General features: G+C 39.8%; 27 protein-coding genes, 1 tRNA gene and 1 other annotated feature. Of the genes, 6 read left to right on the top strand and 22 right to left on the bottom strand.

What is annotated here, in order from left to right; translation table 11 throughout:
* Nucleotides 1-52: 52 nt before the first annotated feature.
* From sufU to ACKTSC_RS01255, 13 genes are all read right to left on the bottom strand, one after another.
* Nucleotides 53-526, bottom strand: a complete 474-nt coding sequence (gene sufU, locus ACKTSC_RS01315; protein WP_332580786.1) for a Fe-S cluster assembly sulfur transfer protein SufU — start codon at nucleotides 524-526, stop codon at nucleotides 53-55.
* On the bottom strand, nucleotides 513-1,748 hold the full coding sequence (locus ACKTSC_RS01310; RefSeq protein WP_407856620.1) for a cysteine desulfurase: 1,236 nt from the start codon (nucleotides 1,746-1,748) through the stop codon (nucleotides 513-515). The genes sufU and ACKTSC_RS01310 overlap by 14 nt, the downstream gene beginning before the upstream one ends.
* Nucleotides 1,748-3,022: a Fe-S cluster assembly protein SufD gene (gene sufD / locus ACKTSC_RS01305; RefSeq protein WP_332580784.1), complete on the bottom strand. Its 1,275-nt coding sequence runs from the start codon at nucleotides 3,020-3,022 to the stop codon at nucleotides 1,748-1,750. Before sufD ends, ACKTSC_RS01310 begins: the two co-directional genes overlap by 1 nt.
* A 13-nt stretch (nucleotides 3,023-3,035) precedes the next feature.
* Entirely contained in the window at nucleotides 3,036-3,806 is a 771-nt protein-coding gene (gene sufC, locus ACKTSC_RS01300; RefSeq protein ID WP_332580783.1) for a Fe-S cluster assembly ATPase SufC, read from the bottom strand.
* 244 nt (nucleotides 3,807-4,050) lie between these two features.
* Nucleotides 4,051-4,893 (bottom strand): MetQ/NlpA family ABC transporter substrate-binding protein, encoded by an 843-nt coding sequence (locus tag ACKTSC_RS01295; RefSeq protein WP_407856619.1) that lies wholly within the window; start codon nucleotides 4,891-4,893, stop codon nucleotides 4,051-4,053.
* Between the two features lie 74 nt (nucleotides 4,894-4,967).
* A complete protein-coding gene (locus ACKTSC_RS01290) occupies nucleotides 4,968-5,654 on the bottom strand; it encodes a methionine ABC transporter permease (RefSeq protein ID WP_332580781.1) in 687 nt (228 codons plus the stop codon).
* A complete protein-coding gene (locus ACKTSC_RS01285; protein WP_407854820.1) occupies nucleotides 5,647-6,681 on the bottom strand; it encodes a methionine ABC transporter ATP-binding protein in 1,035 nt (344 codons plus the stop codon). The genes ACKTSC_RS01290 and ACKTSC_RS01285 overlap by 8 nt, the downstream gene beginning before the upstream one ends.
* Nucleotides 6,682-6,850: 169 nt before the next feature.
* Nucleotides 6,851-7,103, bottom strand: a binding site (T-box leader).
* Nucleotides 7,104-7,166: 63 nt separating this feature from the next.
* Nucleotides 7,167-7,499 carry a glycine cleavage system protein H gene (locus tag ACKTSC_RS01280; RefSeq protein ID WP_332580779.1) on the bottom strand — a complete coding sequence of 111 codons (333 nt, stop codon included), beginning with the start codon at nucleotides 7,497-7,499 and terminating at the stop codon, nucleotides 7,167-7,169.
* Nucleotides 7,500-7,856 (bottom strand): arsenate reductase family protein, encoded by a 357-nt coding sequence (locus tag ACKTSC_RS01275; protein WP_332580778.1) that lies wholly within the window; start codon nucleotides 7,854-7,856, stop codon nucleotides 7,500-7,502. It lies immediately after the preceding gene.
* Nucleotides 7,849-9,042, bottom strand: a complete 1,194-nt coding sequence (locus tag ACKTSC_RS01270) for an FtsW/RodA/SpoVE family cell cycle protein (protein ID WP_407856618.1) — start codon at nucleotides 9,040-9,042, stop codon at nucleotides 7,849-7,851. Before ACKTSC_RS01270 ends, ACKTSC_RS01275 begins: the two co-directional genes overlap by 8 nt.
* 88 nt (nucleotides 9,043-9,130) lie before the next feature.
* Nucleotides 9,131-9,751, bottom strand: coding sequence for a DUF1361 domain-containing protein (locus tag ACKTSC_RS01265; RefSeq protein ID WP_407856617.1), 621 nt, complete (start codon nucleotides 9,749-9,751; stop codon nucleotides 9,131-9,133).
* Between the two features lie 117 nt (nucleotides 9,752-9,868).
* Nucleotides 9,869-10,546: a DNA-directed RNA polymerase subunit omega gene (locus tag ACKTSC_RS01260; protein ID WP_407856616.1), complete on the bottom strand. Its 678-nt coding sequence runs from the start codon at nucleotides 10,544-10,546 to the stop codon at nucleotides 9,869-9,871.
* A 346-nt stretch (nucleotides 10,547-10,892) separates the two neighbouring features.
* Nucleotides 10,893-10,965 (bottom strand) — tRNA-Thr (locus ACKTSC_RS01255).
* Nucleotides 10,966-11,100: 135 nt separating this feature from the next.
* On the opposite strand from ACKTSC_RS01255, the gene ACKTSC_RS01250 reads away from it, so the two are divergent.
* Nucleotides 11,101-11,337 (top strand): hypothetical protein, encoded by a 237-nt coding sequence (locus ACKTSC_RS01250; protein WP_332580774.1) that lies wholly within the window; start codon nucleotides 11,101-11,103, stop codon nucleotides 11,335-11,337.
* 44 nt (nucleotides 11,338-11,381) lie between these two features.
* Here the strand turns inward: ACKTSC_RS01250 and upp are convergent, their stop codons facing one another.
* The 6 genes from upp to ACKTSC_RS01220 form a co-directional block, all read right to left on the bottom strand.
* Nucleotides 11,382-12,011, bottom strand: coding sequence for a uracil phosphoribosyltransferase (gene upp / locus ACKTSC_RS01245; RefSeq protein WP_332580773.1), 630 nt, complete (start codon nucleotides 12,009-12,011; stop codon nucleotides 11,382-11,384).
* A 127-nt stretch (nucleotides 12,012-12,138) separates the two neighbouring features.
* On the bottom strand, nucleotides 12,139-13,377 hold the full coding sequence (gene glyA, locus ACKTSC_RS01240; protein ID WP_407856615.1) for a serine hydroxymethyltransferase: 1,239 nt from the start codon (nucleotides 13,375-13,377) through the stop codon (nucleotides 12,139-12,141).
* Nucleotides 13,378-13,475: 98 nt separating this feature from the next.
* Nucleotides 13,476-14,486, bottom strand: coding sequence for an L-threonylcarbamoyladenylate synthase (locus ACKTSC_RS01235; protein WP_407856614.1), 1,011 nt, complete (start codon nucleotides 14,484-14,486; stop codon nucleotides 13,476-13,478).
* Between the two features lie 177 nt (nucleotides 14,487-14,663).
* Nucleotides 14,664-15,494 carry a peptide chain release factor N(5)-glutamine methyltransferase gene (gene prmC / locus ACKTSC_RS01230; RefSeq protein WP_332580770.1) on the bottom strand — a complete coding sequence of 277 codons (831 nt, stop codon included), beginning with the start codon at nucleotides 15,492-15,494 and terminating at the stop codon, nucleotides 14,664-14,666.
* The gene (gene prfA / locus ACKTSC_RS01225) at nucleotides 15,487-16,560 is read right to left on the bottom strand and encodes a peptide chain release factor 1 (protein ID WP_332580769.1); all 1,074 of its coding nucleotides are present in this window, start codon (nucleotides 16,558-16,560) and stop codon (nucleotides 15,487-15,489) included. Before prfA ends, prmC begins: the two co-directional genes overlap by 8 nt.
* A 97-nt stretch (nucleotides 16,561-16,657) precedes the next feature.
* Nucleotides 16,658-17,233, bottom strand: coding sequence for a thymidine kinase (locus ACKTSC_RS01220; RefSeq protein ID WP_332580768.1), 576 nt, complete (start codon nucleotides 17,231-17,233; stop codon nucleotides 16,658-16,660).
* A gap of 300 nt (nucleotides 17,234-17,533) precedes the next feature.
* Between ACKTSC_RS01220 and ACKTSC_RS01215 the strand changes: the two genes are divergently transcribed.
* The gene (locus ACKTSC_RS01215) at nucleotides 17,534-19,066 is read left to right on the top strand and encodes a YfcC family protein (RefSeq protein WP_407856613.1); all 1,533 of its coding nucleotides are present in this window, start codon (nucleotides 17,534-17,536) and stop codon (nucleotides 19,064-19,066) included.
* 50 nt (nucleotides 19,067-19,116) lie between these two features.
* Here ACKTSC_RS01215 and ACKTSC_RS01210 read toward each other — a convergent pair whose 3' ends face one another.
* Nucleotides 19,117-19,557 carry a MerR family transcriptional regulator gene (locus ACKTSC_RS01210; protein ID WP_407854828.1) on the bottom strand — a complete coding sequence of 147 codons (441 nt, stop codon included), beginning with the start codon at nucleotides 19,555-19,557 and terminating at the stop codon, nucleotides 19,117-19,119.
* Nucleotides 19,558-19,640: 83 nt separating this feature from the next.
* On the opposite strand from ACKTSC_RS01210, the gene ACKTSC_RS01205 reads away from it, so the two are divergent.
* The 4 genes from ACKTSC_RS01205 (at nucleotide 19,641) to ACKTSC_RS01190 (ending at nucleotide 24,109) form a co-directional block, all read left to right on the top strand.
* Nucleotides 19,641-20,372 (top strand): SDR family oxidoreductase, encoded by a 732-nt coding sequence (locus tag ACKTSC_RS01205; protein ID WP_407856612.1) that lies wholly within the window; start codon nucleotides 19,641-19,643, stop codon nucleotides 20,370-20,372.
* A gap of 129 nt (nucleotides 20,373-20,501) precedes the next feature.
* Nucleotides 20,502-21,899 carry a TrkH family potassium uptake protein gene (locus ACKTSC_RS01200; protein WP_407856611.1) on the top strand — a complete coding sequence of 466 codons (1,398 nt, stop codon included), beginning with the start codon at nucleotides 20,502-20,504 and terminating at the stop codon, nucleotides 21,897-21,899.
* Nucleotides 21,900-22,077: 178 nt separating this feature from the next.
* The gene (locus ACKTSC_RS01195; protein WP_407856610.1) at nucleotides 22,078-23,430 is read left to right on the top strand and encodes a MurT ligase domain-containing protein; all 1,353 of its coding nucleotides are present in this window, start codon (nucleotides 22,078-22,080) and stop codon (nucleotides 23,428-23,430) included.
* Nucleotides 23,423-24,109 carry a type 1 glutamine amidotransferase gene (locus ACKTSC_RS01190; protein WP_407854832.1) on the top strand — a complete coding sequence of 229 codons (687 nt, stop codon included), beginning with the start codon at nucleotides 23,423-23,425 and terminating at the stop codon, nucleotides 24,107-24,109. The genes ACKTSC_RS01195 and ACKTSC_RS01190 overlap by 8 nt, the downstream gene beginning before the upstream one ends.
* A gap of 49 nt (nucleotides 24,110-24,158) precedes the next feature.
* Here the strand turns inward: ACKTSC_RS01190 and manA are convergent, their stop codons facing one another.
* Nucleotides 24,159-25,109 carry a mannose-6-phosphate isomerase, class I gene (gene manA, locus ACKTSC_RS01185; RefSeq protein WP_332580761.1) on the bottom strand — a complete coding sequence of 317 codons (951 nt, stop codon included), beginning with the start codon at nucleotides 25,107-25,109 and terminating at the stop codon, nucleotides 24,159-24,161.
* A gap of 15 nt (nucleotides 25,110-25,124) precedes the next feature.
* Nucleotides 25,125-26,156 carry a serine hydrolase domain-containing protein gene (locus ACKTSC_RS01180; protein WP_407856683.1) on the bottom strand — a complete coding sequence of 344 codons (1,032 nt, stop codon included), beginning with the start codon at nucleotides 26,154-26,156 and terminating at the stop codon, nucleotides 25,125-25,127.
* Between the last annotated feature and the right edge of the window lie 84 nt (nucleotides 26,157-26,240).

Genomic DNA, 26,240 nt, shown 5'->3' with positions numbered 1-26,240 from the left:
TCCTTATTCATATTTAAGTATTCATTTTTCTAAAGAACGAAAAATGTTTTATTTAATCTTTATGCAATTGTCCTTCGCGAGCTTTTCCTTCTTCATCTGTCAAAGCTTTTCCTAAGGCTTTCCAAGCCAAAGTCGAGCATTTGATCCGTGCTGGGAATTTTGCCACGCCACTAAGCATCGCTGCATCGCCTAATTCGTTCTCGTCTGCTTCAGGAATCTCATTGCCTTGGACCATTTGAGCAAAAATCACCGCTAAGTGTTCTGCATCTGAAACAGGTTTGCCGATCACTGCATCCGTCATCATTGATGCACTAGCAGTTGAGATCGAACAACCGCTGCCAGTAAAAGCGATGTCTTTGATGATGCCCTCTTCAACGATCAATTCAAGTTCGATCACATCGCCGCACGTCGGGTTATTCATCTCGATCGTTTTAGTCGATTCATCTAATTTGCCATGATGATGAGGATGAGCTGAGTGATCCAAGATTACTTGTCGGTATAAGTTGTCTAATCTAGTTAGCGCCATCTTTGAAAAACTCCTTTGTCGCTTGGATTGCTTGGACTAAACGGTCCGCATCGGCTTTCGTATTATAGAAATAGAAGCTGGCCCGTGCTGTCGCAGGTACATCTAAATAATTCATTAATGGTTGCGCACAATGGTGGCCGGCTCTTACCGCTACGCCTTCCATATCTAGTGCTGTCGCAACATCATGCGGATGAATGCCATCTAAATTAAAAGCGATCACTCCTGTATGATGTTCAGGATCTTGCGGTCCATAGATCGTTACGCCGCCGATTGCTTGTAATTTTGGCAAGACATAAGCAACTAATTCTTGTTCGTACTGATGGATCGTATCCATCCCGATTTCATTCAAATAATCGATCGCACCACCTAAGGCGATTGCACCGGCGATATTTGGTGTGCCGGCTTCAAATTTCCAAGGCAGTTCTTTCCAAGTACTTTCATATAGACGGACAAAATCAATCATTTCACCGCCGAATTCGACCGGTTCCATCTGTTCTAACAATGAACGTTTGCCATATAATACACCGATTCCAGTTGGTCCGCACATTTTATGCCCGCTAAAGGCAAAGAAATCTGCGTCTAACGCTTGTACATCCACTTGCATATGCGGTGTTGCTTGAGCTCCATCGACGATCATGACTGCACCATTGCTATGAGCAAGAGTGGCCAATTCTTTAATTGGATTAATCACACCTAAGACATTTGAGACGTACGCTAAAGAGACGATCGCTGTCTTTTCATTAATAATTGTTTTGGCTTCGTCCAGATCGATAAAGCCTTCCGCTGTCAATGGCAGGTAACGCAGTGTTGCCCCACTTCGTTGCGCTAATTGTTGCCATGGAATAATGTTTGAATGGTGTTCCATATAAGAGATGACGATTTCATCTCCAGCTTTAATAAACGCATCGCCATAGCTGCGTGCCAACCAGTTCAAGCCCGTCGTTGTCCCGCGAGTAAAAAGAACTTCTGCGGTTTCTTTGGCATTGATGAACGCGCGAACTTTCTCACGACTATTTTCGTAGTCCGCAGTTGCACGTTCAGCAAGTGTATGGACACCGCGATGAACATTCGCATTATCTGTTTCGTAGTAATGACGTAAAACGTCCAATACTTGTTTCGGTTTTTGAGTAGTTGCCGCATTGTCCAAATAGACTAACGGTTCGTCATTGACTTCTTGAAAAAGAATCGGAAAATCATTTCTGATCGTAGCAAAATCTTTCATTAGTTCAACTTCCCTTCGATCCGATCAATCAATTGTTCTTGTGTAGCTTTCACTGGGATCGCTGTGATCACTGGCCCTAAGAACCCACGGATCACCAAACGTTCAGCTGCTGCTTTTTCTAAACCACGGCTCATCAAGTAGAATAATTCTTCTGGATCGACCCGACCAACACTGGCCGCGTGACCGGCAGTCACTTCATTTTCATCGATCAAAAGAATTGGATTGGCATCGCCGCGAGATTTTTCAGACAACATCAAGACACGACTTTCTTGTTGTGCATCTGCACCTTTTGCACCTTTTAAGATGTGGCCGATCCCGTTGAATGTTAAAGTTGATTTTTCAAGGATAACACCATGTTGCAAGATGTGACCGATCGTATGAGGCGCTTTGTTTGTTACCCGTGTATCGATTCCTTGGATTTGTTTTCCTGTGCTGATCGCCACGATTTTCACTTCTGAATGTGAACCTTCTCCGACTAGATCTGAATCAAAGTCTGCGATCACATTGCCATCATTCATGATCCCGATCGCCCAATCGATCATTGAGTCGCGCATCAAATAACCACGTCGATTCATATACGTTGCCACATTGGCGCCTAAAGCATCGATCGCTGAGAATTTCACACGTGCTCCTGGTTTAGCGATCACTTCGACAACCACATTCCCAGAAAGTTTTTTGGCTTCTGCACCTTGAGATTCAAAACGTTCTAAATAAGAAAATTCACTGTTGGCTTCCGCTACGATCAAAACATGTTTGAAGAAGTGAGCGTCATCGTTGCCGTTGTGTAAGAATAGACTTTCGATCGGTTCTTCGATCACAACATTTTTAGGTACATATAAGAACACACCGTTATTCATGAAAGCAGCATGTAAAGCGGTCATCGTATTTTCTTCGACCGGTACAGCTTTTTGCATATAATATTCTTGTACCAATTCAGGATATTCTTGAAGTGCCGTCACTAAATCAGTGAAGATCACTCCTTGTTCAACCAATTTTGGCGAGATTTGTTCAAAAATCGTTGTTTCACCAGCTTGGACAATGATCGGATTGTCTTTCATTTCATCAAAACTTGGGATCGTTCCGCCGATTTCTTGATGTTCTGGTTTCACGTTGTACAAATTCCAACGAGCGAATTTGACTTTTTCGATTACAGGCAATGGCAATTCGTCGATTTTATTCAACGCGTTGACACGTAAGTCGGTCATCCATTGAGGTTCGGCCCATTCAGCAGAGTATGCTTTGACGGCCTCAAGATATTCTGTCCATTTTTTCATCTATCTTGCCCTCCTAAACTTCTTCTTTGTATTCGATACCTAATTCAGCAGAGATCCCTGCATAACCTTCAGCTTCTAAACGGCGTGCAAGATCTGCATCTCCAGTTAAGACCACACGGCCTTCCATCATGATATGTACCACATCTGGTACGATGTAGTTCAATAGACGTTGGTAGTGCGTAATGATTAATGCGCCAAATTTTTCGCCGCGCATTTCGTTGATACCGCGAGAAACAACTTTCAACGCATCGATATCTAGACCTGAATCGATTTCATCTAAGATCGCAAATGTTGGTTCAATCATCAATAATTGTAAGATCTCATTACGTTTCTTTTCTCCACCTGAGAAGCCTTCATTTAAATAGCGTTCAGCCATTTCTTCTGGCATATTCAATAATTCCATTTTTTTATCTAATTTTTTCAAGAATTGCATCACTGAGATTTTATCATCTTCATCGCGACGTGCATTCATTGCCGCACGCATGAATTCAGCATTACTGATTCCTGGGATTTCACTTGGGTATTGCATCGCTAAGAACAAGCCTAGACGCGCGCGTTCATCAACTTCTAAGTCTAAAATATTTTTACCGTCAAACAAGATTTCGCCTTGTGTGACTTCATAATTTGGGTTGCCCATGATAGCAGCAGATAATGTTGATTTCCCTGTACCGTTTGGTCCCATGATGGCGTGGATTTCGCCAGTCTTCATTACTAGGTTAACGCCTTTTAAAATTTCTTTATCGTCAATGGCTACGTGTAAGTCTTTGATTTCTAAAACTGACATGAAAGTACCTCCAAATATTTTTTCTCGTTCTCAAACATTTTAATCTAAATGAGAATGGAATACAAATTGATTCGCATAATTTCTTTTCAAAAACGACTATTTATTTAGAATTATTATAATTATGTTCGCTTGCAATTTAAAGCTTCTGTAAGCAGTAAATTCCTTCATTAGTATAACGCTTATTTATGAACCAATTGTGACAAAAAAACACCGAAAGGAAGTTTCCCTTCGGTGTCAGCGATTCTTATTGTTCCACTGGTTTTACAGAACCGTCCCATTTTTTCAAGATCCAGTCTTGAACGTCTTTTTCAAGTAAAACTTTGATCAATTTTTTGATGCGTGCATCATTTTTGTCTTCGGTACGAACAGCGATGATGTTCGCATATGGTGAGTTATCTTTTTCAAGTAACAAAGCGTCGTTGACTGGATTTAGACCTGCACCGTAAGCAAAGTTAGCGTTGATAGCGACTAAGTCACCTTCGTCATTGTTGTAAGTCGTAGCAAGCAACGCTGGGTCGATTGAATGTTCAAATTTCAAGTTTTTAGGGTTTTCAGCAATGTCATCGAAAGTGGCTGTTTCTAGATCAACACCATCTTTAACTTTAACTAAATCAGCATCTTGTAAGATCGTGATGATACGGCCCCAGTCAGATTCAGAATTTGAAGTGATGATCGTTGCGCCATCTTTCAAGTCTTTGATGTCTTTGATTTTTTTAGAATATAAGCCCATTGGTTCGATATGGATCGCACCAGCATCCGTAAATTTGTAGTCATTTTCTTTTACGGCTTTATCAAAGAATGGTTTGTGTTGGAAGTAGTTCGCATCGATGTCGCCATCAGCTAATGCTTTGTTTGGTAAAACATAGTCATCAAATTTTTTGATTTCTAGTTTTACGCCTTCTTTTTCAAGTAAAGGTTTGATGTGTTCCAAGATTTCAGCATGCGGTGTTGGTGAAGCGCCGACGACTAGAGTGTCGCTTTCTTTACTGCTGCTGCTATCAGAAGAGCTTGAGCTGCTGTTCCCACAAGCGGCTAAGCCGACTGTTAATAATGCTACTGCTGCAAAACCTAAAAATTTCTTTTTCATTGCTGGTTCCCCCTAAATTGACTGTTTTTTATTTTTAATAAGAAATAATTCTTACTGTTACCCCACGGTTAAAATTAACGTTTGTCGGTTCTCTTCGTTAAGAAGTCCCCGATCCCTTGAACGATGAATACGATCAATAGAATGATCACGGTAGCCACTAATGTTACCGTATAGTTTCCGCGTTGATAGCCTTCTTGCCAAGCCAACGCTCCCAGACCGCCAGCACCGATCGCACCGGCCATAGCTGTGAATCCGATCATCGAAACCGATGTGACTGTCAAACCAGAAATCAATGCTGGCAGACTTTCAGGAATCAAGACTTTCCAAATCGTTTGGAAATAGCTAGCACCCATCGCATCTGCGGCTTCTAAAACACCCGAGTCGACTTCACGAAAGGCGATCTCAACTAAACGCGCATAAAATGGTGCTGCTGACAGAACTAATGCTGGGATCGCGGCTTTCGCGCCTAACATCGTACCGACCAGACTTTTGGTGAAAGGAATGATCAATACCATCAAAATCATAAATGGTGTTGATCGGAAAATATTACTGATGATTGAAACCAATCCGTATAATATGCTGCGGGCACTTGAATGTTTACGTCCTAGTGAGTAAAGCAGCAAGCCTAATAGTAAGCCTAATACGAAAACAATGATCATTGAAATGATCGTCATGAACAACGTATCATTGATCGCTTCTTTTAATGTATCCCACGATACTTGTTGGAAATTTAAATATGTCTCTGTAAAACTTTTATCCACGGTGCAGCACCTCCACGCCAACTTGTTGACTTTCTATAAAGCGAATCGCTTGATCGACTTCTTTTGGTTCGCCCGTCAATTGGACGGTCAATGTGCCAAAAGAACTTCCGGTTGCTCGCTCGATATTCCCGTAAACGATGCTGATGTTGATTGGGAATTGACGGATTGCTTGTGAAACGACGGGTTCGTTCGCATTATTTTCCAAGAAATTCAAGGTAGCTAAGGTTCCCGTTGGATTTTCTTTGATAAATTCTTCTAATAACGCGGATGGATCTGCTTTTGGTTCCAAATCTTGCTGAACAAAAATCTTTGTCACTTCCTGTTGTGGATGGCGGAAGACTTCGCGAACCGAACCTTCTTCAACGATTTTTCCAAGTTCCATCACAGCGACTTTGTTACAGATTTTACGGATCACGTTCATTTCATGAGTGATCAATACGATTGTTAAACCTAATTTTTTATTGATGTTGGCTAATAATTCCAAAACTTCTTCTGTTGTTTGTGGATCCAACGCACTCGTCGCTTCGTCACAAAGCAGAATATCTGGATCATTGGCTAATGCTCGCGCAATCCCGACCCGTTGTTTTTGTCCCCCGGATAATTGGGAAGGGTAAGCATCTCCTCGTCCATCAAGTCCAACCAGACTCAATAGTTCTTCCGCTTTTTTCTGACGTTGATCTTTAGGTACACCTGCTAATTCTAAAGGTAGCTGGATGTTTTCGATCACTGTCCGTGACCATAAAAGATTGAAATGTTGGAAGATCATCCCAACTTTTTTACGAAAGCTTCTTAATGAAGCCCCTTGTAATTTTGCGACATCTTCACCATTGACGATCACTTGACCGTCTGTTGGTGTTTCTAGTCCATTCAATAAGCGAACCAATGTACTTTTTCCTGCTCCGGAATAACCGACGATGCCATAAACATCTTTTTCCTCGATTGTTAAATTGATTCCATTGACTGCGTGGATCGTTCCTTTTTTTCCGGCGAAACTTTTCCCCACTTGATTTAATTCAATCAATGCCATGTTTCTGACTTCCCTTCTAGATAAGCGGATAGCTTACAGCTAACTCTTAATTATGTAACTATTTTACCAAGTTGTCGGAAAATAGTCCGTTCATTTGCATAAACCGTTTGATACTTGTCTGCCTAAGGCGAACAAAAAAAGCCCTCGTCCATCCATGTACAGCTTGTACACTTAGGACGAAAGCTTTTGACTTCCGTGTTACCACCTAAAATTTATCCTGACCTTGCGATCATGACCTCTGCCAGTACTTGCAACTTGCGCATACTGAGGTGCTATAACGGGCACTCCCGTGATAGACTTAACAGTGTCTCGTCTATCCCGCTCAAAGACCATTTTCCATCTCATTTCCATAACTCCCTCTCAGCATACAGGAGCTCTCTTTGTACTTTAATCAGATGTACTTTTCTTTTCATCGCTTTCTCATGTGTATGAAAGGATTATATCAGGCAATTATTAGCATGTCAAACACGAATTGAAAATTTTCTTTACAAATTTTCAAACTCTGATTCGTCTACTTCACGCAATGATACGATCCACGCATCTAGCTCTTCTTTCACATTCAATGCGGCAGGATCCGCTTGAACTTTTTCACTGACAGAAGATACGACGCCCGTTAATGGGCTTTTGAATTCTTGAACTGCTTTTTCTGCTTCGATTTCAATAAAAGGTTCGCCTGCTTTAACAGTTTGGCCAATTTTTGGCAAAGAGATGAACGTTACTTCACCTAATGTTTCTGACATTTCAGCTGTCAATCCCATGCAATAGTCTTTATCGTTATGTAAAATCCATAGTCCTTCTTGTTTCTTTAAGTAACTCATTTATTTAAACGCTCCTTCGTAAGTGTCTTCTTTGAATCCATTCATTAAAAATTGATCATTTTTAATCAGTAATGGACGCTTAACCAGCATCCCGTCACTTGCTAATAACTCACTTGCTTCGGCTATTGAAAGATCAGCGATTTTATCTTTCAGACCTAATTCACGGTACTTCATACCACTAGTATTAAAGAAACGACGGATCGGCAACTCACTTTGACTGATCCATCGTTCAAAATCCGCTTTTGACGGCGTCGCCTCAATCAAATCGATGGTTTCATATGCGACTTCTTGTTGATCCAGCCATGTTTTGGCTTTACGACAAGTCGAACATTTTGGGTACCAATAAAATTTAAGCACGTCGTGTCCTCCTGATAGGTTGTTTATCAGCGCTTTGGTAACGCATTGAAAGGATCAATCCGATTCCGATCATGTTTCCTAAAATCGAAGAACCCCCTTGACTGATAAATGGCAATGGAATCCCAGTCAATGGCAATAGACCGATGTTTGCCCCGATATTTTCAAATACGTGGAACAACATCATCATAACGATCCCAGATGCAATATAGGCATAAAACTCATTGTTCATATCAAAACATAAGCGAATCATGCGATAAATCAAAATAAAATAAAGCAAAATCACAAATGCCCCACCGACAAATCCAAAGTTTTCACCGATTACGGTAAAAATCATATCTGATTCACGGACAGGAACATAGACATGGCTGACATTATAGCCTGTTCCCAACATTCCACCAGAACCAATCGCCATCAAGGAATGCGCCAATTGGAAACTTTTTCCTTGAGGGTCGTGGAAAGGATCGATCCACGAATCGATTCGGGCAAATTGATAATTTTTAAAACCGACATGTGTCAACAATTCACGTCCAGCATCTGTTGTTACCAAAAAGATCACCGAACCTCCAAGAACCGCTGCTGCAACAATCACTGGAACAACGATCACCCATGAAATGCCTGACATCAAAAACATTCCAGCAAAAATTGCGAGAAAGACTAACATTGTCCCAAAGTCTTTTTGTGCCAAAACTAAGCCAAAGACAGGAATCGATACCAAAAGCATTTTAAAAATCAACCCAAAATCACTTTTCAGTGTCCGTAATTTATGAGCGACACTATGCTTGGTAATGATCAATGCCATCATCAAAATATAAGCGATCTTCATAAGTTCGGCTGGTTGAAAGGTCAATGACCCGATCTTGAACCAGTTTTTCGAACCGGTTGAAGCGGCTAATGTCGGATCATAATACTTCAATAACGCTAACATGACGGCTAAGCCAATCACATACAAAAAGGGCGTTATCCGCCATAAAAGCTTTGCATCAAAACGAATAATAATACCAACTGCTAAAGCTCCGACTACATACCATACACCTTGCATGACCATATTCCGAAAAATATTTGGATCTCTTGGGTCGTGGGACAACGCCACGTATAGGGAAAGCATCCCTATCAAACATAATATGAACACAGGTAAAATAACACCGTAATCAATACGGCTATCATTGTTTTTTCTTAAGCTATCCATTTGTCATCTCTTTTCCACAGTATACTCGCTTTATTATAGACACTTTTTCCAATAAAGAAAAGTCAGCATCGCTGACTTTGCAAAATCTTTATGCTTCTTTTGACATTTTTTGTAAAAAATAAATCAATCCCCAAATACTCACTTGAAGAAAGCTGTACATAAGCACAAATTGGACTTTCGCCTCGCTCCAATTTCCAACCAATAAAGACAGTATTTTTACAGGATGAATGAGTAATTCAATCGAATGGATCCGCTCGAAGCGTCCGATATAGATCGCCATTGCGGATAATACCGCGATAATCATCAAACTAATTACTTGTTTCTTAAAATCTTTGGTCACTGCTTTCAATAATAGGAAGACTTGACTCATCCCGATCAAGACCATGATCAAAATCGGCAACACTAATAATAGAAAAGACCACCAATCTGGAAAAGCCGTCGTGAACAAACCTTTCGGACGATAGATAGACAAACTAGTTAAATGAAAAAGATCGGTCAACAAATATGGGATATTCGGAAAAAATAATAGCCATAATAATCCGATCCCCCAACGTCGCTTACCAGTCACATAAATAAATAATTGACCGAAAACAATCGGCAACCAGGCTAAGAACACATTCAATCCCATAAAAGAGAACGTCACCTGAAAGAAAGTCATTCCTAGGATATAAAGGATGACGACTAAATGAAATCCATAACTCTTTTGCATAACGCTCCTTCGCTCTATTTCTTTTTCTATCTAATACGATAGCATACATTATAAAATTAGGCGCTAAAAATCACTAACAAAAAAACTCCCTACTATTTAAAGTAGAGAGTTGCTTGACTATTTATGCTGATCGACAATTTGTTGTGATTTATCAGCTGTAGTTTTAACGTCCGATTGCGCTTTTTCAAGTTTTTCGATATAACTTCTTAAATCCGTGTTTTCTTGAGTCGCTGTAGCTAATTGTTGTTTGGTTGTTTTTAATTCAGCTTCTACAGCACTTTTACTATTTATTGCTTGTTTCAATTGCTCATTCAATGAATCAATCGTTGTTTGAAGACTAGCTGCCTTAGCATTTCCTTCTTCGATTTTTTGTTGGATTTCTTTTTGTTTATTCGTAATTTCTGATTGTAATTGATTGTCTTTGTCTTTTAATTGATTGTCTTTGTCTTTTAATTGATTGTCTTTGTCTTTTAATTGATTATTTAAGCTGTCCATCACACTAGCTAATTGATCCTTTTCACTTTTCAACTTATCTAATTGTTGTTTATAGTCATCACGATCCTTATTAGCTTGTTCCAATTGTGTTTGAGCAGTTGATGATTGAGTCGTTAAATCTTTGATTTTTTCTTCTTTTGTCGTCAATGAAGTGCTTAATTTATCTAAGTTTTCATTGATCTTCGTGATATTGTCTTCGCCGCCCCAGATGATTATGTTATCTGCATAATTTTTTCCAGCCATACCAATCAATACCATCAACATTACAGCAGCAATCAAGACATAATATTTCTTTTTCATTATTCAGTTTTCTCCTTACAAATATCAAAATATTAAATAGCAAAGATTATATTATAGATATAGTTAGGAATAGTCAACAAAAAATATAATTTTTTAAACTTTTAATCGCTATAAAACATTGGAATAAGATTACTTTATGTTAATTTATACATAAATAAACTTAGACCATTAAAAAAAAGAAATTATTTATTAATTTATGAAAGTGATTTTTACTGCTAGTTTTCAAGAAAAGCTTTCTCATCTTAAATAAACAGCGTTTTTTATTCCTGAACACTTTCGATTCTATTATTAAATAAAAAAAATCGTTCGAATCAATAAATTATTGATTCGAACGATTCTAAAAAGATGCCAGCTGCAGGATTTGAACCTGTGACCTACGCGTTACGAGTGCGTTGCTCTACCAACTGAGCTAAGCTGGCCTTACGTACAAGAAAATTATAAAAAACTTTTGCTCAAAAGTAAAGTAATTTTAATATCAAAAAGCGATTACATGAAAAATTCTTGAAAATATGCTAAAATATATTATGTGATACAAAAGGAGGCGGTTTAGACAGATGGCTACATTTGGCAAAATTGAAACACACGTTGATCCTTCCGAAGCTGGAAAAGATTTTCCAGTCAAGACACACGTCATGTTCACTTTACGTGGCAAATCCCAAACTGGGATCGTCACGAAGCAATTGAAAAACGCAGCAATCGTTGAGATTGATGAAAAACAAGATAATGAAGACTTGATTGTTCATTCCAATGGTGTTGTGGTGGTCAATTACAAACAAATGGAAAAGATTTAATTTTTAAATAAAAAGCGAACCGCTTAGCGGCTCGCTTTTTTTTATTATTTTGTTCCGAATAAACGGTCGCCAGCATCGCCCAAACCAGGAACGATATATCCTTGTTCATTCAAACGTTCGTCTAATGATGCTGTATAGATATCTACATCTGGATGTGCTTCTTGTAAAGCTTTGACACCTTCTGGCGCGGCAACTAAACAAACAAATTTCATGTTTGAAGCACCACGTTTTTTCAATGAATCGATGGCCATAATTGCTGAACCACCAGTCGCTAACATTGGATCAACGATAAATAATTGACGACTGTCAATGTCTTCCGGCATTTTGAAGAAGTATTCATGTGGTTCAAACGTTTCTTCATCACGGAACATCCCGATGTGTCCTACTTTTGCAGCTGGGATCAATTCTAAGATGCCATCTACCATACCGATACCGGCACGTAAAATCGGTACGATTGCAACTTTTTTACCTGATAATGTTTTTTGTGTTGATGGTGTGATCGGTGTTTCGATCTCGATATCTTCTAATGGCATATCACGTGATACTTCATACGCCATCAACATCGCGATTTCATCAACGACTTCACGGAAAACTTTTGTTCCACAATTTTTATCGCGAATAATCGTTAATTTGTGTTGGATCAGTGGATGATCAATTACTTGAAACTTGCCCATAATTAATTGCTCCTTATTCATTTGATTAGTCAATTTTCTGAGCAGAACAAGCCACTCAGAAAGCTAACGTCCTTTATTCTGCATTTCTCCTATTATAAGACAATTATAGCAAGAAAACCAGTCTCTTTTATCCTTGAATTGGATGAGATTCTGTTAATGCTAAAACAGCTTGACGAATTTCCGCTAATTTTTCCTCGTCACCTTTTGAACGTAAAGTTTCGACGATCAATTCCGCCACTTGTTTCGCATCGGCTTCTTTAAACCCACGACTGGTAATAGCTGGTGTTCCGACACGGATCCCGCTTGTTTCTTTAAAACTCTTTGTTTCAAAAGGAATCGAATTTTTATTGACTGTGATATGAACCGTATCTAACAATTCTTCTGCCTCACGACCAGTGATATCAAACCCGCTGACTTCAACTAAGATCAAGTGGTTGTCACTAGCTCCTGAAATCACGCGTGTCTCTGGTGTTTGGTTAAATACTTTGACCATTGTTTGAGCATTTTTCAGCACTTGCTGACTATACTCTTTAAATGATGGTGTCAGAGCTTCTTTGAAAGCTACAGCTTTTGCGGCGATGACATGTTCTAATGGACCGCCTTGTAAACCAGGGAAAACAGCACTATTAATTTTTTTGGCTAACTCTGGATCATTTGTCAAAATCAATCCGCCTCGCGGACCACGTAATGTTTTATGAGTAGTTGATGTCACAATATCTGCATAAGGAACAGGATTTGGATGGAGACCCGTAGCAACTAAACCAGCGATATGCGCCATGTCGACCATCAATTTTGCCCCGATTTCGTCCGCGATTTCACGGAAAAGTGCAAAATCGATCGTCCGACTATAAGCACTAGCTCCAGCTACAATCAATTTTGGTTGATGTTTGCGCGCTAAAATACGCACGACTTCATAGTCGATCGTTTCTGTATGCGGGTCTACCCCATAACTAACAAAGTTATATAATTTTCCGCTGACATTGACTGGTGACCCATGGGTCAAGTGACCGCCTGCTGAAAGATCCATCCCCAAAACCGTGTCGCCTGGTTGGATCAATGCAAAGTAAGCCGCTTGATTGGCTTGAGAACCTGAATGTGCTTGAACATTGACATAATCAGCATCAAACAAAGTTTTTGCTCGATCGATCGCTAGATTTTCTACCACATCCACAAACTCACATCCGCCATAGTAGCGACGGCCAGGATAACCTTCTGCGTATTTATTTGTTAGCACACTGCCTTGTGCTGCTCGAACTGCTTCTGATACGATATTTTCAGAAGCAATCAACTCAATATTTTGCTCTTGCCGCTCTGCTTCTTTTTCAATTGCTCCCCATAGTTCGGGATCTAATGTTTTATAATCCATCCAAACGCCACCTTTTTCCTTTTTATGCTTTAAGTATACGAAAGATTGTTTAGATAATCGAATCTTTTGTCTGACTTTTGAACAAAATACTTGCTGATCTATTTTGTGAAATATTTTTGCCCTGCCGCTTTTTTCAAACGATTCATATAAGCCAAGCCTAAATGATCTTCAGGAAAAACTTGCGCAAAAATCAAATCGACTTTATCGGCCTCATCCAAGGCGCGTAGACCGCTGAATAGACCGCGTGTCGCTGCTTCGATCGTATCATCTTCAAAAACAAAACGATCCATTGAAGGATATTTATCCGCGATTTTTGGTGAAACCAATAAGCCAACTTTTTGATCATTTTCTTTTGCCCAGGCTATCGCTGCTTCCCAGTCCTTCGGTTGAACCATCAAAACATCGGTATCTGGAGAATAATGTTTATATTTCATCCCAGGTGCTTTGGGTGTTTCACTTTCTGATACTAAATGTTTATCCAGAGGGACTTCGATCCCTAAAACTTCTGACAATTTTTCTTGCGTCACCGCTCCTGGCCGCAAAATCGTCGGCAAATCGCCGCTTAGATCTAACACGGTCGATTCGACACCAATTGCCGTAGCACCATCATCTAAAATACCTGCAATTTTTCCTTTTAAGTCATGAAAGACGTGTAAAGCGGTGGTTGGACTTGGCTTACCTGAGGTATTTGCACTCGGACCAACTAAAGGCGCTTGTGTTTTTTCAATTAACGCCAATGTTTTTTTATTATCTGGCATTCGAAAGGCAGCTGTGGATAACCCACCTGTTACAATCGGGCTTAGACTGTCTTTTTTGATTTTAAAAATCAATGTCAACGGGCCCGGCCAAAAGTTTTTAATGATTGTTTCAGTTAACGGATGATAGCTTTCAACAAATTCTTGGGTCATTGCAAAATCTGAGACATGGACGATCAATGGATTGTCGCTCGGCCGTCCTTTGACCGCAAAAACTTGTTTTACCGCGGTTGGCAAAAGCGCATTGGCTCCTAATCCATAGACGGTTTCCGTTGGAAAAGCCACCAATTCTCCTTGGCGTAATAATTCTGCCGTTTTATCTAGTTGATCTGATTGAAAAATTTTCGTTTCCACAGTTTCTCCACAGCTCCTTTTTTTATTTTGATTGGTTTAAAAACATCTGTCTTTTACTTACCCCCACATTGTGGATAGAACAAAAGTCAAGTGTGCATAACCATGTTGATAACTTTTTAGACTTTGTAAGCCTTTTAAATCAATGTTCTTTTATCCTTTATTCTGCTAAAAATAATTTTAGCGAACAACGACCATCCGATCATTGCCCATCATATCAGGATATACGTTGACACTTTTTTCAGGAAATGCTTGTTGGAATAATTTTTTGACCGCTTTGCCTTGTTGAAAACCGATTTCGAGAAAAATCATGCCCTCAGGCTGTAACAATGCCTGACTTTCTTGCGCAATTTTTTGATAGATCGCTAAACCATCATTTTCAGCGAATAAGGCGGTCTTGGGTTCGTAAGTCCGAACACTCTCATCCATCAAATGCCATTCTGTTTGACTGATATAGGGGGGATTACTAATAATGATATCTTGTTTTTCAACGATTGCTGATAGAACATCACTGGATTTAAATGTGACCTCTACACCTATCGTGTCAGCATTTTCTTTGGCGACAGCCAGAGCAGATTCTGAAATATCGACTGCTGTGACTTGCCACTCTGGTCGTGCGGCTTTCAAACTGATAGCGATCGCTCCCGTTCCAGTCCCGATATCAACGACTTTTTTAAAGTCATTGGGATTGCTTTTTAGGCATAGATCCACTAATTCTTCGGTTTCAGGACGGGGAATCAATGTTGCTTCAGTCACTTTAAATCGATGATCAAAAAAATATTCGTACCCTAATAAATATTGTGGCGGAATATTTTTCATCAATGCTGCCACATCGGCCTCGATCTGCTGTTCATCGGCTGAAGAGATTTCTTCTCGCATATGAATCAGCCATTGCGTTTTGTCCCAATGTTTACGTGCCAAAAATAAATATTCGATCGCGTAACCTTCTTTACCCGCAGCTTCTAAAAAAGAAGAAGCCCCTGACAGGACTTCTACATAAGTTTTAGCCATTTTGCATATCTTCCAATTTTTTGGTTTGATCATACATAATCAAGGCATCAATAATCTCATCTAGCTTGCCTGCTAGGATTTGATCTAATTTTTGGATCGTTAAACCGATACGGTGATCAGTCACACGATTTTGCGGGAAGTTATACGTACGGATACGTTCAGAACGATCGCCAGTACCTACCGCTGATTTACGATTAGCATCGTATTCGCTTTGTGCTTCTTGTTGGATCTTATCATAAACCCGTGCGCGCAAGATTTTCATTGCTTTCTCACGGTTTTTGATTTGTGAACGTTCATCTTGCATAGCTACAGCGATCCCGGTTGGCAAGTGAGTCAAACGAACAGCAGAAGCTGTTTTATTGACGTGCTGTCCGCCGGCACCAGATGCATGGTAAATATCTGTACGAATATCTTTGTCCGCCATTTCGATTTCGACTTCTTCAGCTTCCGGCATGATAACGACAGTCGCAGTAGATGTATGGATACGGCCTTGTGATTCTGTTGAAGGAACGCGTTGAACACGATGTGCGCCACTTTCGTATTTTAATTTTGAATAAACATTATCGCCAGAGATCATCATAATGACTTCTTTATAACCACCGATTCCTGTGACGTTGGCTTCCATCACTTCCGTTTTCCAACCTTGGTTTTCAGCATAACGTTGGTACATGTTGAATAGGTCACCCGCAAATAATGCAGCCTCGTCTCCGCCGGCAGCTCCACGGATTTCCATGATGATGTTTTTATCATCGTTAGGATCTTTCGGTAATAAAAGAATTTTGATTTCTTCTTCTAAGACTTCTTTTTCTTTTTTCAAATCAGACAATTCTTCTTTGGCCATTTCAGCCATGTCTGCATCTAGATTTTCCCCTAATAATTCTTCAGTGTCGCTGATACCTTCGACAACTTTTTTATAACGACGATACGTTGCGACCGTATCACGCGTATTCGCTTCTTCTTTTGATAACTGCATGAAGCGTTTTGTATCTGAGATGACTTCCGGGTCGCTTAACAATTCGCCAAGCTCTTCGTAGCGATCTTCGATTGATTGTAATTGATCATACATGGATAAATTTCCTCCTAATTCATTTTCATTTCGATTAAAGACTCTCTAAAAAACAAATGGACTTTCGCCATCAGTATCCTTCACGATCGATTATACGTTAATCAGTGATTTCAGGATGTGAATAATGTTTCCGACAAACAGGGTAATAGGCTTCATTACCACCGATTTGAACTTGGTCGCCTTCGTAGACGGGACGGCCATCGATATAGTGAAGATTCATCGTTGCCTTCTTGTGGCAGAACCAACAAATCGTTTTTAATTCTTCTAATTTATCAGCATACAAGATTAGATACTTTGAACCTTCGAACATTTCATTACGAAAGTCATTTTTCAAACCAAATGCCATTACAGGGATATCTAACTCATCCACTACTTTAGCCAATTGTACGACATGTTCTTTCGATAAAAATTGCGATTCATCGATCAAAATACAATAAGGTTTGTAATCTAGACTTTTGATAAATGTAAAAATATCTGTTTCAGTAAAAATCGGGACAGCTGGACGGCTCAATCCGATTCGACTAGAAATCGTTCCTACACCATCGCGCGTATCTAAACCACTAGTCATCAGTACTACCGGTTTATTTTGTTCTTCATAGTTATGGGCGACTTTTAAGATCTCGATCGTCTTACCACTATTCATCGCACCGTATTTAAAAAAAAGCTGGGCCATTTCTTGTCACCTTTCCCTTTTGTTCCTATCGTATTATAGCGGAAAAGACCAATTATTTACAGTAATAATTTTCATAGAATCCATACTAATCAGAAAATTTCTAACAATTTAAATAGAAGCATCAGTTATCTTTTAAGTTAATAATCCATCAATGATATAATTTAATCGTAATTATTTTTTATTTAATCCCTATTTTTAGGAACTATTTTCATTTTTTTATCTTCCAAGACGCTGAAGATAAAGTTTTTAGTCTTTTTAATAAAAAATAATTGCCACAAACTAACTTAGGAGGTTTTTTTCATGGAACAAACGGCTAAAAAGAAACGCCGCAGTTTCCCTTCCGCGTATACGGTCATCATCATCGTACTGATTTTGGTCCAAGCACTTACATTTTTTATTCCATCAGGAAAATACAGTACCCTGACTTATGATAGCGGAAAAGATCAGTTTGCGATTACGGATGCTCATGACAAAACAACTATGAAGCCCGCGACGCAACAAACACTAGACGATTACAAAATTCGGATCGACGTCAGTAAATTTAGAGATGGTACGATTTATCGTCCAGCAGCGATCCCAAATTCTTATGAACAAATCAATAAACCAAAGCGTGGCGTGACAGGCACGATCGCTCAATTTTTACGTTCACAGGTTGAAGGGATCACCGAAAGTGTCGACATCATGATCTTCATCTTGATCCTAGGTGGTGTCATCGGGATCGTCAACGCTACCGGTGCAATGGATGCCGGAATGATGCGCTTATCTGAAAAGTTAAAAGGCAAGCAAAAATGGCTGATCGTAATCGTGACGACCTTGATCGCGATCGGTGGTACAACTTTTGGTTTAGCCGAAGAAACGATCGCTTTTTACCCGATCTTGATTCCGATTTTCTTACTGGCCGGCTATGATACCTTGACTGCCGTCGCCTCGATTTATTTAGGAACAGCGATTGGAACCATGAGTTCCACGATCAACCCCTTCTCTACGGTGATCGCCTCCAATGCTGCTGGGATCAATTTCACTGATGGTATGCCTTTACGTATTATTATGTGGGTCGCAGCAGTAGGTATCTCGATCATCTATACGATCCGTTATGCAGAAAAAGTGCGTTTAAATCCAGAAGCTTCATTGGTAGCGGACCAAGCTGAAAGTGCTCGCAAGCATTTCTTAGGCGATCAAACAAAATTAGCTAAAGTAGATTTCACCGGCAGACAAAAATTCTCATTGCTTGTTTTTGCTTTAGGTTTTGTCGTTATGATCTATGGGGTACAACAATTGGGTTGGTACTTCACTGAAATCGCCGTTGTCTTCTTAGCAGTGACGTATATTTTGGCATTTGTTTCTGGTCTTGGTGAAAAGAAATTCATCGACAGTTTTGTGACTGGGGCAGCGGATCTTTTAGGCGTGGCGCTGATCGTTGGTCTCGCACGTTCCGTTGGTATCGTCATGGAAAATAGCTTTATCAGTGACACGATCATGAACTTCTTCAGTAATGCGATCAGCGGGATGAATAATGTGATCTTTATCTGGTTCATGTTCTTAGTTTATATCGTATTAGGTTTCTTCATCCAATCTTCTTCTGGTTTAGCCGTTCTTTCGATGCCGATCATGGCACCATTGGCGGATGTCGTAGGAATCGATCGTGCTTTGATCGTCAATGCCTATAACTGGGGACAAGGATTGATTGGCTTAGTCGCTCCTACTGGTTTGATTTTAGTTTCATTATCCGTTGTGAATATCGGATTTGATAAATGGATCAAATTTGTCAGCAAACTGCTAGGAATCATCATCGTCTTGATTTTGGTTCTATTAGCGGTCGGCGTATTGATTTAAATGAAAGAAGCTGAAGCAAAAGTAAAAATTACTTTTGTTTCAGCTTCTTTTTAGCGATTCAAATATTTTTCATGCCACTTGTCATCGACTTGATGTGTCCCCGGTTTGAAAAAGATACTTTCTGTCCCTGCTTCATTGGCCGTTTGGTAATACCATTTTTTCCAGCGTAAAAAGTCGAGCTGGACTTGCAGTTCTTGGATTTTTTTCTCTAAGGCTGCTTCTTGTTCGAGCATAAAGGTATAACGTTGCGGCAAGGTTTGATCCCCTTCCACACACCAAGCCATAAATTTGGCGATTTCTTTGACCGGAATGCCTGAACGTTTCAAGCAATCGATCACTTCGATATAGCCTAGATCATCTTCTGTGAATTCTCTGCGCCCGGCAGCATTCTTTTTTACAAAGGGCAGCAAGCCCGCTTTATCGTAATAGCGTAATGTATCTTGAGAGATACCATATTTCGCTGCAATTTCACCAATCAAATATTTTTTCATTTTTTTCGCTCTTCCTTCTTGACTTGGAGTCAACTCCAAGTAGTACAGTAAGTCTATCATAAATTTGAAAGAAGGCAATCTCTATGGAAAAATCATTAGTCGTAATCACAGGAGCAAGTTCTGGTTTTGGTGCCGAAGTCGCCAAACTTTTTAATCAAGCAGGATTTCCGCTATTACTTTTAGGTCGTCGAGTGGAAAAAATTCAAGCATTACCATTAAACTTTGACAATGTGATGGTAGAAGCAGTCGACGTTACCGACTATCAAGCATTTGAAGCAAGTATTAAAAAAGCAGAAGCTGTTTATGGACCCGTTGATCTCTTAGTCAACAACGCTGGAGTGATGCTATTAGGAAACGTCTTGAACCAAGATCCAAAAGAATGGCAAACAATGATGAATACCAATGTTATGGGTGTGTTAAATGGGATGCAGATCGTTCTTCCTAGCATGAAAGATCGTAAACATGGTACAGTCATCAATATGTCTTCATTAGCTGGTAAGAAAACATTTAACAATCATGCTGCTTACGTTGCTTCAAAATTTGGTGTCCACGGTTTGAGTGAAACAATCCGTGAAGAAGTTTCAAAAGACAATGTCCGCATTGCTTTAGTTGCTCCGGGTGCTACTGAAACGGAATTACTAACACATGTAACGGATCAAGGAGCGTTAACTGATTATGAAGCATGGAAACAAAGCATGGGCGGGATTACATTAAATCCTGTTCACGTCGCTGAAACAGTCAAATTCATCTATGATATGCCGCAAGAAGTAAACATTCGTGAAATCGATATTGCGGCCACTGCTCAAGATGCCTAAACGTTCACTCTTCTTTTCTACTCCTGCCGAAGCGGCGGGAGTTTTTTTTATGGAAGCGTGCTATACTGATTTTATCGATAAAAATCACCTGCAGCTTTGCAGATTTTCTAGATTGCATAAGGAGACGCTATGAATTTTGAACGACGTATCAGTTTTCTAAAAAAAAGTTGGCGCAAGCTCAACAACCGCTTTTCTTCCATTCAAATCATCGTGTTTTATTATTTTGCGATGACAGTCCTAGCAATGATTCTATTCAGTTTACCGGTCTTTCGTGAACCAGGATACCATGTATCTTTTTTAGATATGCTGTTTATGGCGATCTCTACGATCTCAGTGACCGGACTGACAACCTTTGATATCAATTCGGTGTTTAATGATGCCGGGGTCGTCATGCTCGAAGTCTTATTTCATATCGGCGGGCTCGGCATCATGATGATCACGACGTTTTTCTTTATTTTGTCTAAGCGACGGATCACATTAAAACAGCGCCAACTAATCATGACCGATATGAACCAGCCTCGCTTGAGCGGGATCGTCAATTTGATCAAAATCACTTTTACGATGATTTTAGTAGTTGAAGTTTTATTCGGGACGATTTTTGCTTTTTACTTTTATCTGATGGGGTATTACCATAAACTCTCGCAAGCCTTTTTTTACGGTTTTTATCAGTCGATTTCAGCGGTCACCAACTCTGGTTTTGATGTGACCGGAGACTCGATCATCCCTTTTTCTCACGATGCCTTTTTTATTTTGACGATCATGCTATTGATCTTTATCGGCGGAATCGGCTTTCCAGTCTTGATGGATTTCCATGGCTGGCTGTTGCATAAACGCTCTAAGGCGAAAATCCCTTTTCGTTTCAGTCTGTTCTCAAAGATCGCTCTTTTAGCATTCGTGATTCTATTTGTCGGCGGAACGATCATTATTTGGTTATTGGAAAAAGACCACAGCTTTATTGATATGAGCTTCTTTGATCAATGGTTAAACTCCGCTTTCTATTCGATGACGACCCGAAATGCCGGATTACAGATCCATGATTTGAATAATTTTCAAAATACGACTCTGATTATTTTCTCATTGCTGATGTTCATCGGGGCTTCACCAAGTTCTGTCGGTGGCGGGATTCGAACGACAACGATCGCAATCATCGGCTTATACCTTTACTCTTTCTTGAAAAATGAGAATGACATCAATATCTTTGGCCGCAAAATCGCTCCCGAAGATGTCCGTAAATCGGTTGTCGTCTTCATGCTTTCAGCGGGCATGTGTTTATTCAGTATTTTATTTTTGACTGCGACCGAGGATCATTCCTTGATCTCGATCATTGTCGAAGTCACTTCCGCGTTTGGGACGACCGGTTTGTCCCTCGGAATCACTCCAGATCTTTCAAATACGGGAAAAATCATGATCGCTATCTTGATGTTCATCGGACGAGTCGGCATGTTGTATACATTGATGCTGTTCGTTCCTAAAGAAACCCGTGACTTAGGCTATGAATTCCCAGAAGAAAAGATTATTATTGGCTAGGAGCTTTTGCTCCAGCCTTTTTTTGTCGGTTCATTGATATCCTTCAATGAATTTTGGTATCATTAGAGAGTTCCCACTGAAATACAGTTGAAACATTAAGAAAAAGGAAAGCTATTTAAACTTTTTTTTTAAATATGATAAGATAAATTAAATTTGTAACAGACATGGAGGATGTGTAATGGGGTTAAGAAGTCAACTGGCGATCTCTGCCGGCAAGACCGCCCAATGGGTATTAAAAACTTTCTTTAAAGGTGGTTCTAGCTACCCAGGACAACTGGCGTTGAAATTAGATCCAAATATTTTAGATACTTTAGTCAAAGACTATCAAGTCGTCGTCGTTACCGGAACCAACGGCAAGACCTTAACGACTGCTTTGACTGTAAATATTTTAAAACAAGAATACGATTACGTTTTGACCAATCCGACTGGGGCCAATATGGCTCAAGGGATCGTCTCAACGTTTCTAAATGCTAAAGCTAAAAAAGGCGACAAAAAAATTGCCGTTTTAGAAATCGACGAAGCTAGTTTAAGCAAAGTCACGGAATATGTGAAACCAGAACTCTTTTTATTCACCAACATTTTCCGCGATCAAATGGATCGTTACGGCGAAATCTATACGACCTATAAATTGATCGTTGATGGAGCTGCCAAATCACCGAATGCGCCGATTCTTTGCAATGGAGATTCTCCGATCTTTAACTCATTAGAAACCGTCAATCCAAGAAAATATTATGGTTTTGACCACCTACCCGATCAAGAACAAGATGCTCATTACAATACGGACGGATTACTGTGCCCTAATTGTCAGCACATCTTAAAATACAAAATGATCACCTATGCAAACTTAGGGAAATATTATTGTCCAAACTGCGGCTTCCATCGTCCAGCGTTGGATTACAAATTAACTGAGATGAAAGCAATGGATAATAAGTCTTCTGAATTTGTGATCGACGGCCAAGACTACAAGATCGAAGTCGGTGGGATGTACAATGTTTACAATGCCTTAGCTGCAACAGCTGTAGCCGAGTATTACGGCATTTCAAAAGAAAATATCAAACGCGGTCTTGGTTACGATGAAAAAGTTTTTGGTCGCCAAGAAGAATTCGAGATTGATGGAAAAAAATGTACATTAGTCTTAGTCAAAAATCCGGTTGGTTTGAATCAAGTCATCGATATGATCGGCCTTGCGCCTTATCCCTTCTCTCTTGTTTCATTATTGAATGCCAACTATGCCGACGGGATCGATATCAGCTGGATCTGGGATGGTAATCATGAAGCCTTTGCTGAAATGGATGTCCCTGCAGTAATCGCTGGCGGCGATCGTCACATGGATATGGCTTTGCGTTTGCGTGTAGCAGGTATTCCTGATGAAAAACTAACTGAAGTTGAAGGTTTAACTGGCGTAATCGATGAAATCAAAAAATTACCGACCGAACATGTCTACATTTTAGCAACCTACACGGCAGTCTTACAATTACGAAAAGAATTAGCTCAAAAAGGCTATATCAATGGAGGGATGGATCGTGGCTAAATATGAATTGAACTTGGCACATTTATATGGAAATCTACTAAACACTTACGGTGATAATGGAAATTTGCTGACATTGAATTATTATGCCAAGCAAATGGGCATTGAGATCCATTCAGAAATTGTCAGCATCTATCAAGAATTTGATCCTGACAAATATGACTTTGTCTTTATCGGCGGCGGTCAAGATTATGAACAAGTGATCGTTTCAAAAGATATCCAAGACAAAAAAGAAGCGTTGACGCAATACATTGAGAACGATGGTGTGATTTTGTCGATCTGCGGCGGCTATCAATTACTTGGCCACTATTATATCGGTGCAAATGGCGAAAAGATCGAAGGCATCGGTGCCTTGGACCACTATACATTAAGCCAAGATAATAATCGCTTTATTGGCGATATCGAAATCTACAATGAAGAATTCAACGAAACTTATTATGGCTTTGAAAATCATAATGGTCGGACATTTCTAGGTAAGGGTGAACGTCCGTTAGGGACTTTAGTAAAAGGCAATGGGAACAACGGTGAGGACCAAGGTGAAGGTGTGATCTACAAAAACACTTACGGTTCGTATTTCCATGGACCGATCTTAGCTCGTAACAAAAGCTTAGCTGTTCGCTTGCTGCATACAGCTTTGCAAAACAAATATGGTAAAGAGATCGAATTACCACAATTACCTTAAATAAAAAAGCGCTCAGCCTGACAACAGACTGAGCGCTTTTTCTTTCACTTTATTTTGTTCCTGGTGTTGAGGCAATGATTTTCATTTCGCCTTCAACTTTCCATTCATTGATTTGAGCTGGCAAGATACAACTTGTCCCAGGTTTCATTTCATAACTTTGACCATCAACGATCAAATGACCATAACCTTCTACAACCGTTACTAAGGTGTAATCCCCATCTTTTTTCAATGACAATTCACCAACAACGTCCCATTCATACACATTGAAGAAATCCGTTTTTAAGTACGTGATCACTGATGACGAACCTTTTTTCGTTTCAGTCATTTCAAGTGCTGGACTGATAGCTGGAACAGTCGTCACATCGATTGATTGTTGGATATGCAATTCACGGGTATTGCCTTGATCATCTTTACGATCATAATCATACACGCGGTAAGTCGTATCCGAACTTTGTTGAGTTTCTAAAATCATGATTCCTTTTCCGATCGCATGAATCGTACCACTTGGCACATAGAAGAAGTCACCTTTTTTTACTGGCACACGACGTAATAAATCATCCCAACGTTCATCTTTGATCATTTCAGCTAACTCTTCACGTGAATTAGCATTGTGACCGTAGACGATTTCTGAACCTGGTTTTGCATTGATGATATACCAGCATTCTGTTTTTCCTAATTCGCCTTCGTGTTTTAACCCATAACTGTCATCTGGATGGACTTGAACTGACAAATCATCTTCTGCATCCAAAATTTTTGTTAGCAATGGGAAAGCATCTCCCTGAGCATCACCAAACAATTCACGGTGTTCACTCCAAAGGTCGCTGACTTTCCAACCTTTGTATGGTCCGTTTTCAACGGTACTGACACCGTGGGGATGACCGCTGATCGCCCAATCTTCTCCGATTTTATCGTTAGGGATATCAAAACCAAAAACCGTATGTAATTGGTTGCCTCCCCAAATTTTTTCTTGAAAAACTGGTTTTAGAAATAGTGGTTCCATAAAAGTATTGCTCCTTTATTTTTGATAGATTTTTGTTCGCTCATTCAAATAACATGCTAAAATCTCATCGCGCTGTTTTACATAGCTTGCTCGATGATCATTTGGATGGACACGATTCGACAGAAAAATGAAGGCCGATTTTTTTTCGACATCCAATAAAAGAAAGGTTCCAGTGTAGCCAGTATGAAAAAGGAGCGGACTTTGATCTAACGGACTATGCTTTAAATCCCAGCCGATAGACCGCTTTCCTTTTTTAGTCGGCGTTTGATCATGGAGCAATTCTTTGATCGTCTTGTCATGCAAGTAAATCATATCGCTAACGCTTCCAAGATTCAAATACATTTTTACAAATTTACTCAAATCATTCAAATTCGTAAACAGTCCAGCATTGCCGGCATGGCTTGCTAAAACACGAGCTTTCGGATCATGAGTGATCCCCTTTAAGATCGTTCCATCTGCCTGCATTTCAGTCGGAACAATCTGATCATAGGGTGGTTGCGGTAAAAATTGACTATCCATCATGCCGAGCGGTATTAAGATCTCGGTTTGAAAAATTTCTACTGCTGGTTTTTGATAGATTTTTTCAAGTAAAAAAGCTAATAAGATCGTGCCTGCATCCGTATATTTAACAACTTTCCCCAAGTCATCACCCGGTTGTAATTTCAGATAAGCTGCTCGCAAAGCTTGCGCATCTAATTGATCACGATTCGGGATATACGTTTGGATATCAGACGTATGAGTCAATAAATGCCGTAGCGTGATCGTCTCATTTTCAAACTCTGGCAACAACTCATGTAAAGATTGATCCCAATCTAATTTTCCCGCTTCAGACAATTTCAATAAAACGCTCGTCGTACAAACGACTTTTGTCAATGAAGCGACATCGAATAAATAGTTTTCTTGCATTGATACCGTAAACGGATCTATTTGTGCTTGACCAAATGTATAGGTCTGCTCTTGGGGCCCTTCGATCAATTGGAAAACGACTCCGGGAAAGACACCTGCTTGCATTTTTGTTTGGATCAATTGGACGGTTTCAGGATACATCCGCTCACCCTTTCTCTCAATCATGGATTGATTTTCATCAAAAAGTATAGCATAGATTCGACTGCCTCTTCACGCCTTTTCTAT

The sequence above is a fragment of the Enterococcus hailinensis genome, assembly GCF_045862035.1.
In the GTDB taxonomy this organism is placed as follows: domain Bacteria; phylum Bacillota; class Bacilli; order Lactobacillales; family Enterococcaceae; genus Enterococcus_A; species Enterococcus_A hailinensis.
The sequence above is the reverse complement of the archived record's forward strand: the minus strand, read 5'-3'. Positions and strand labels throughout refer to the sequence as shown.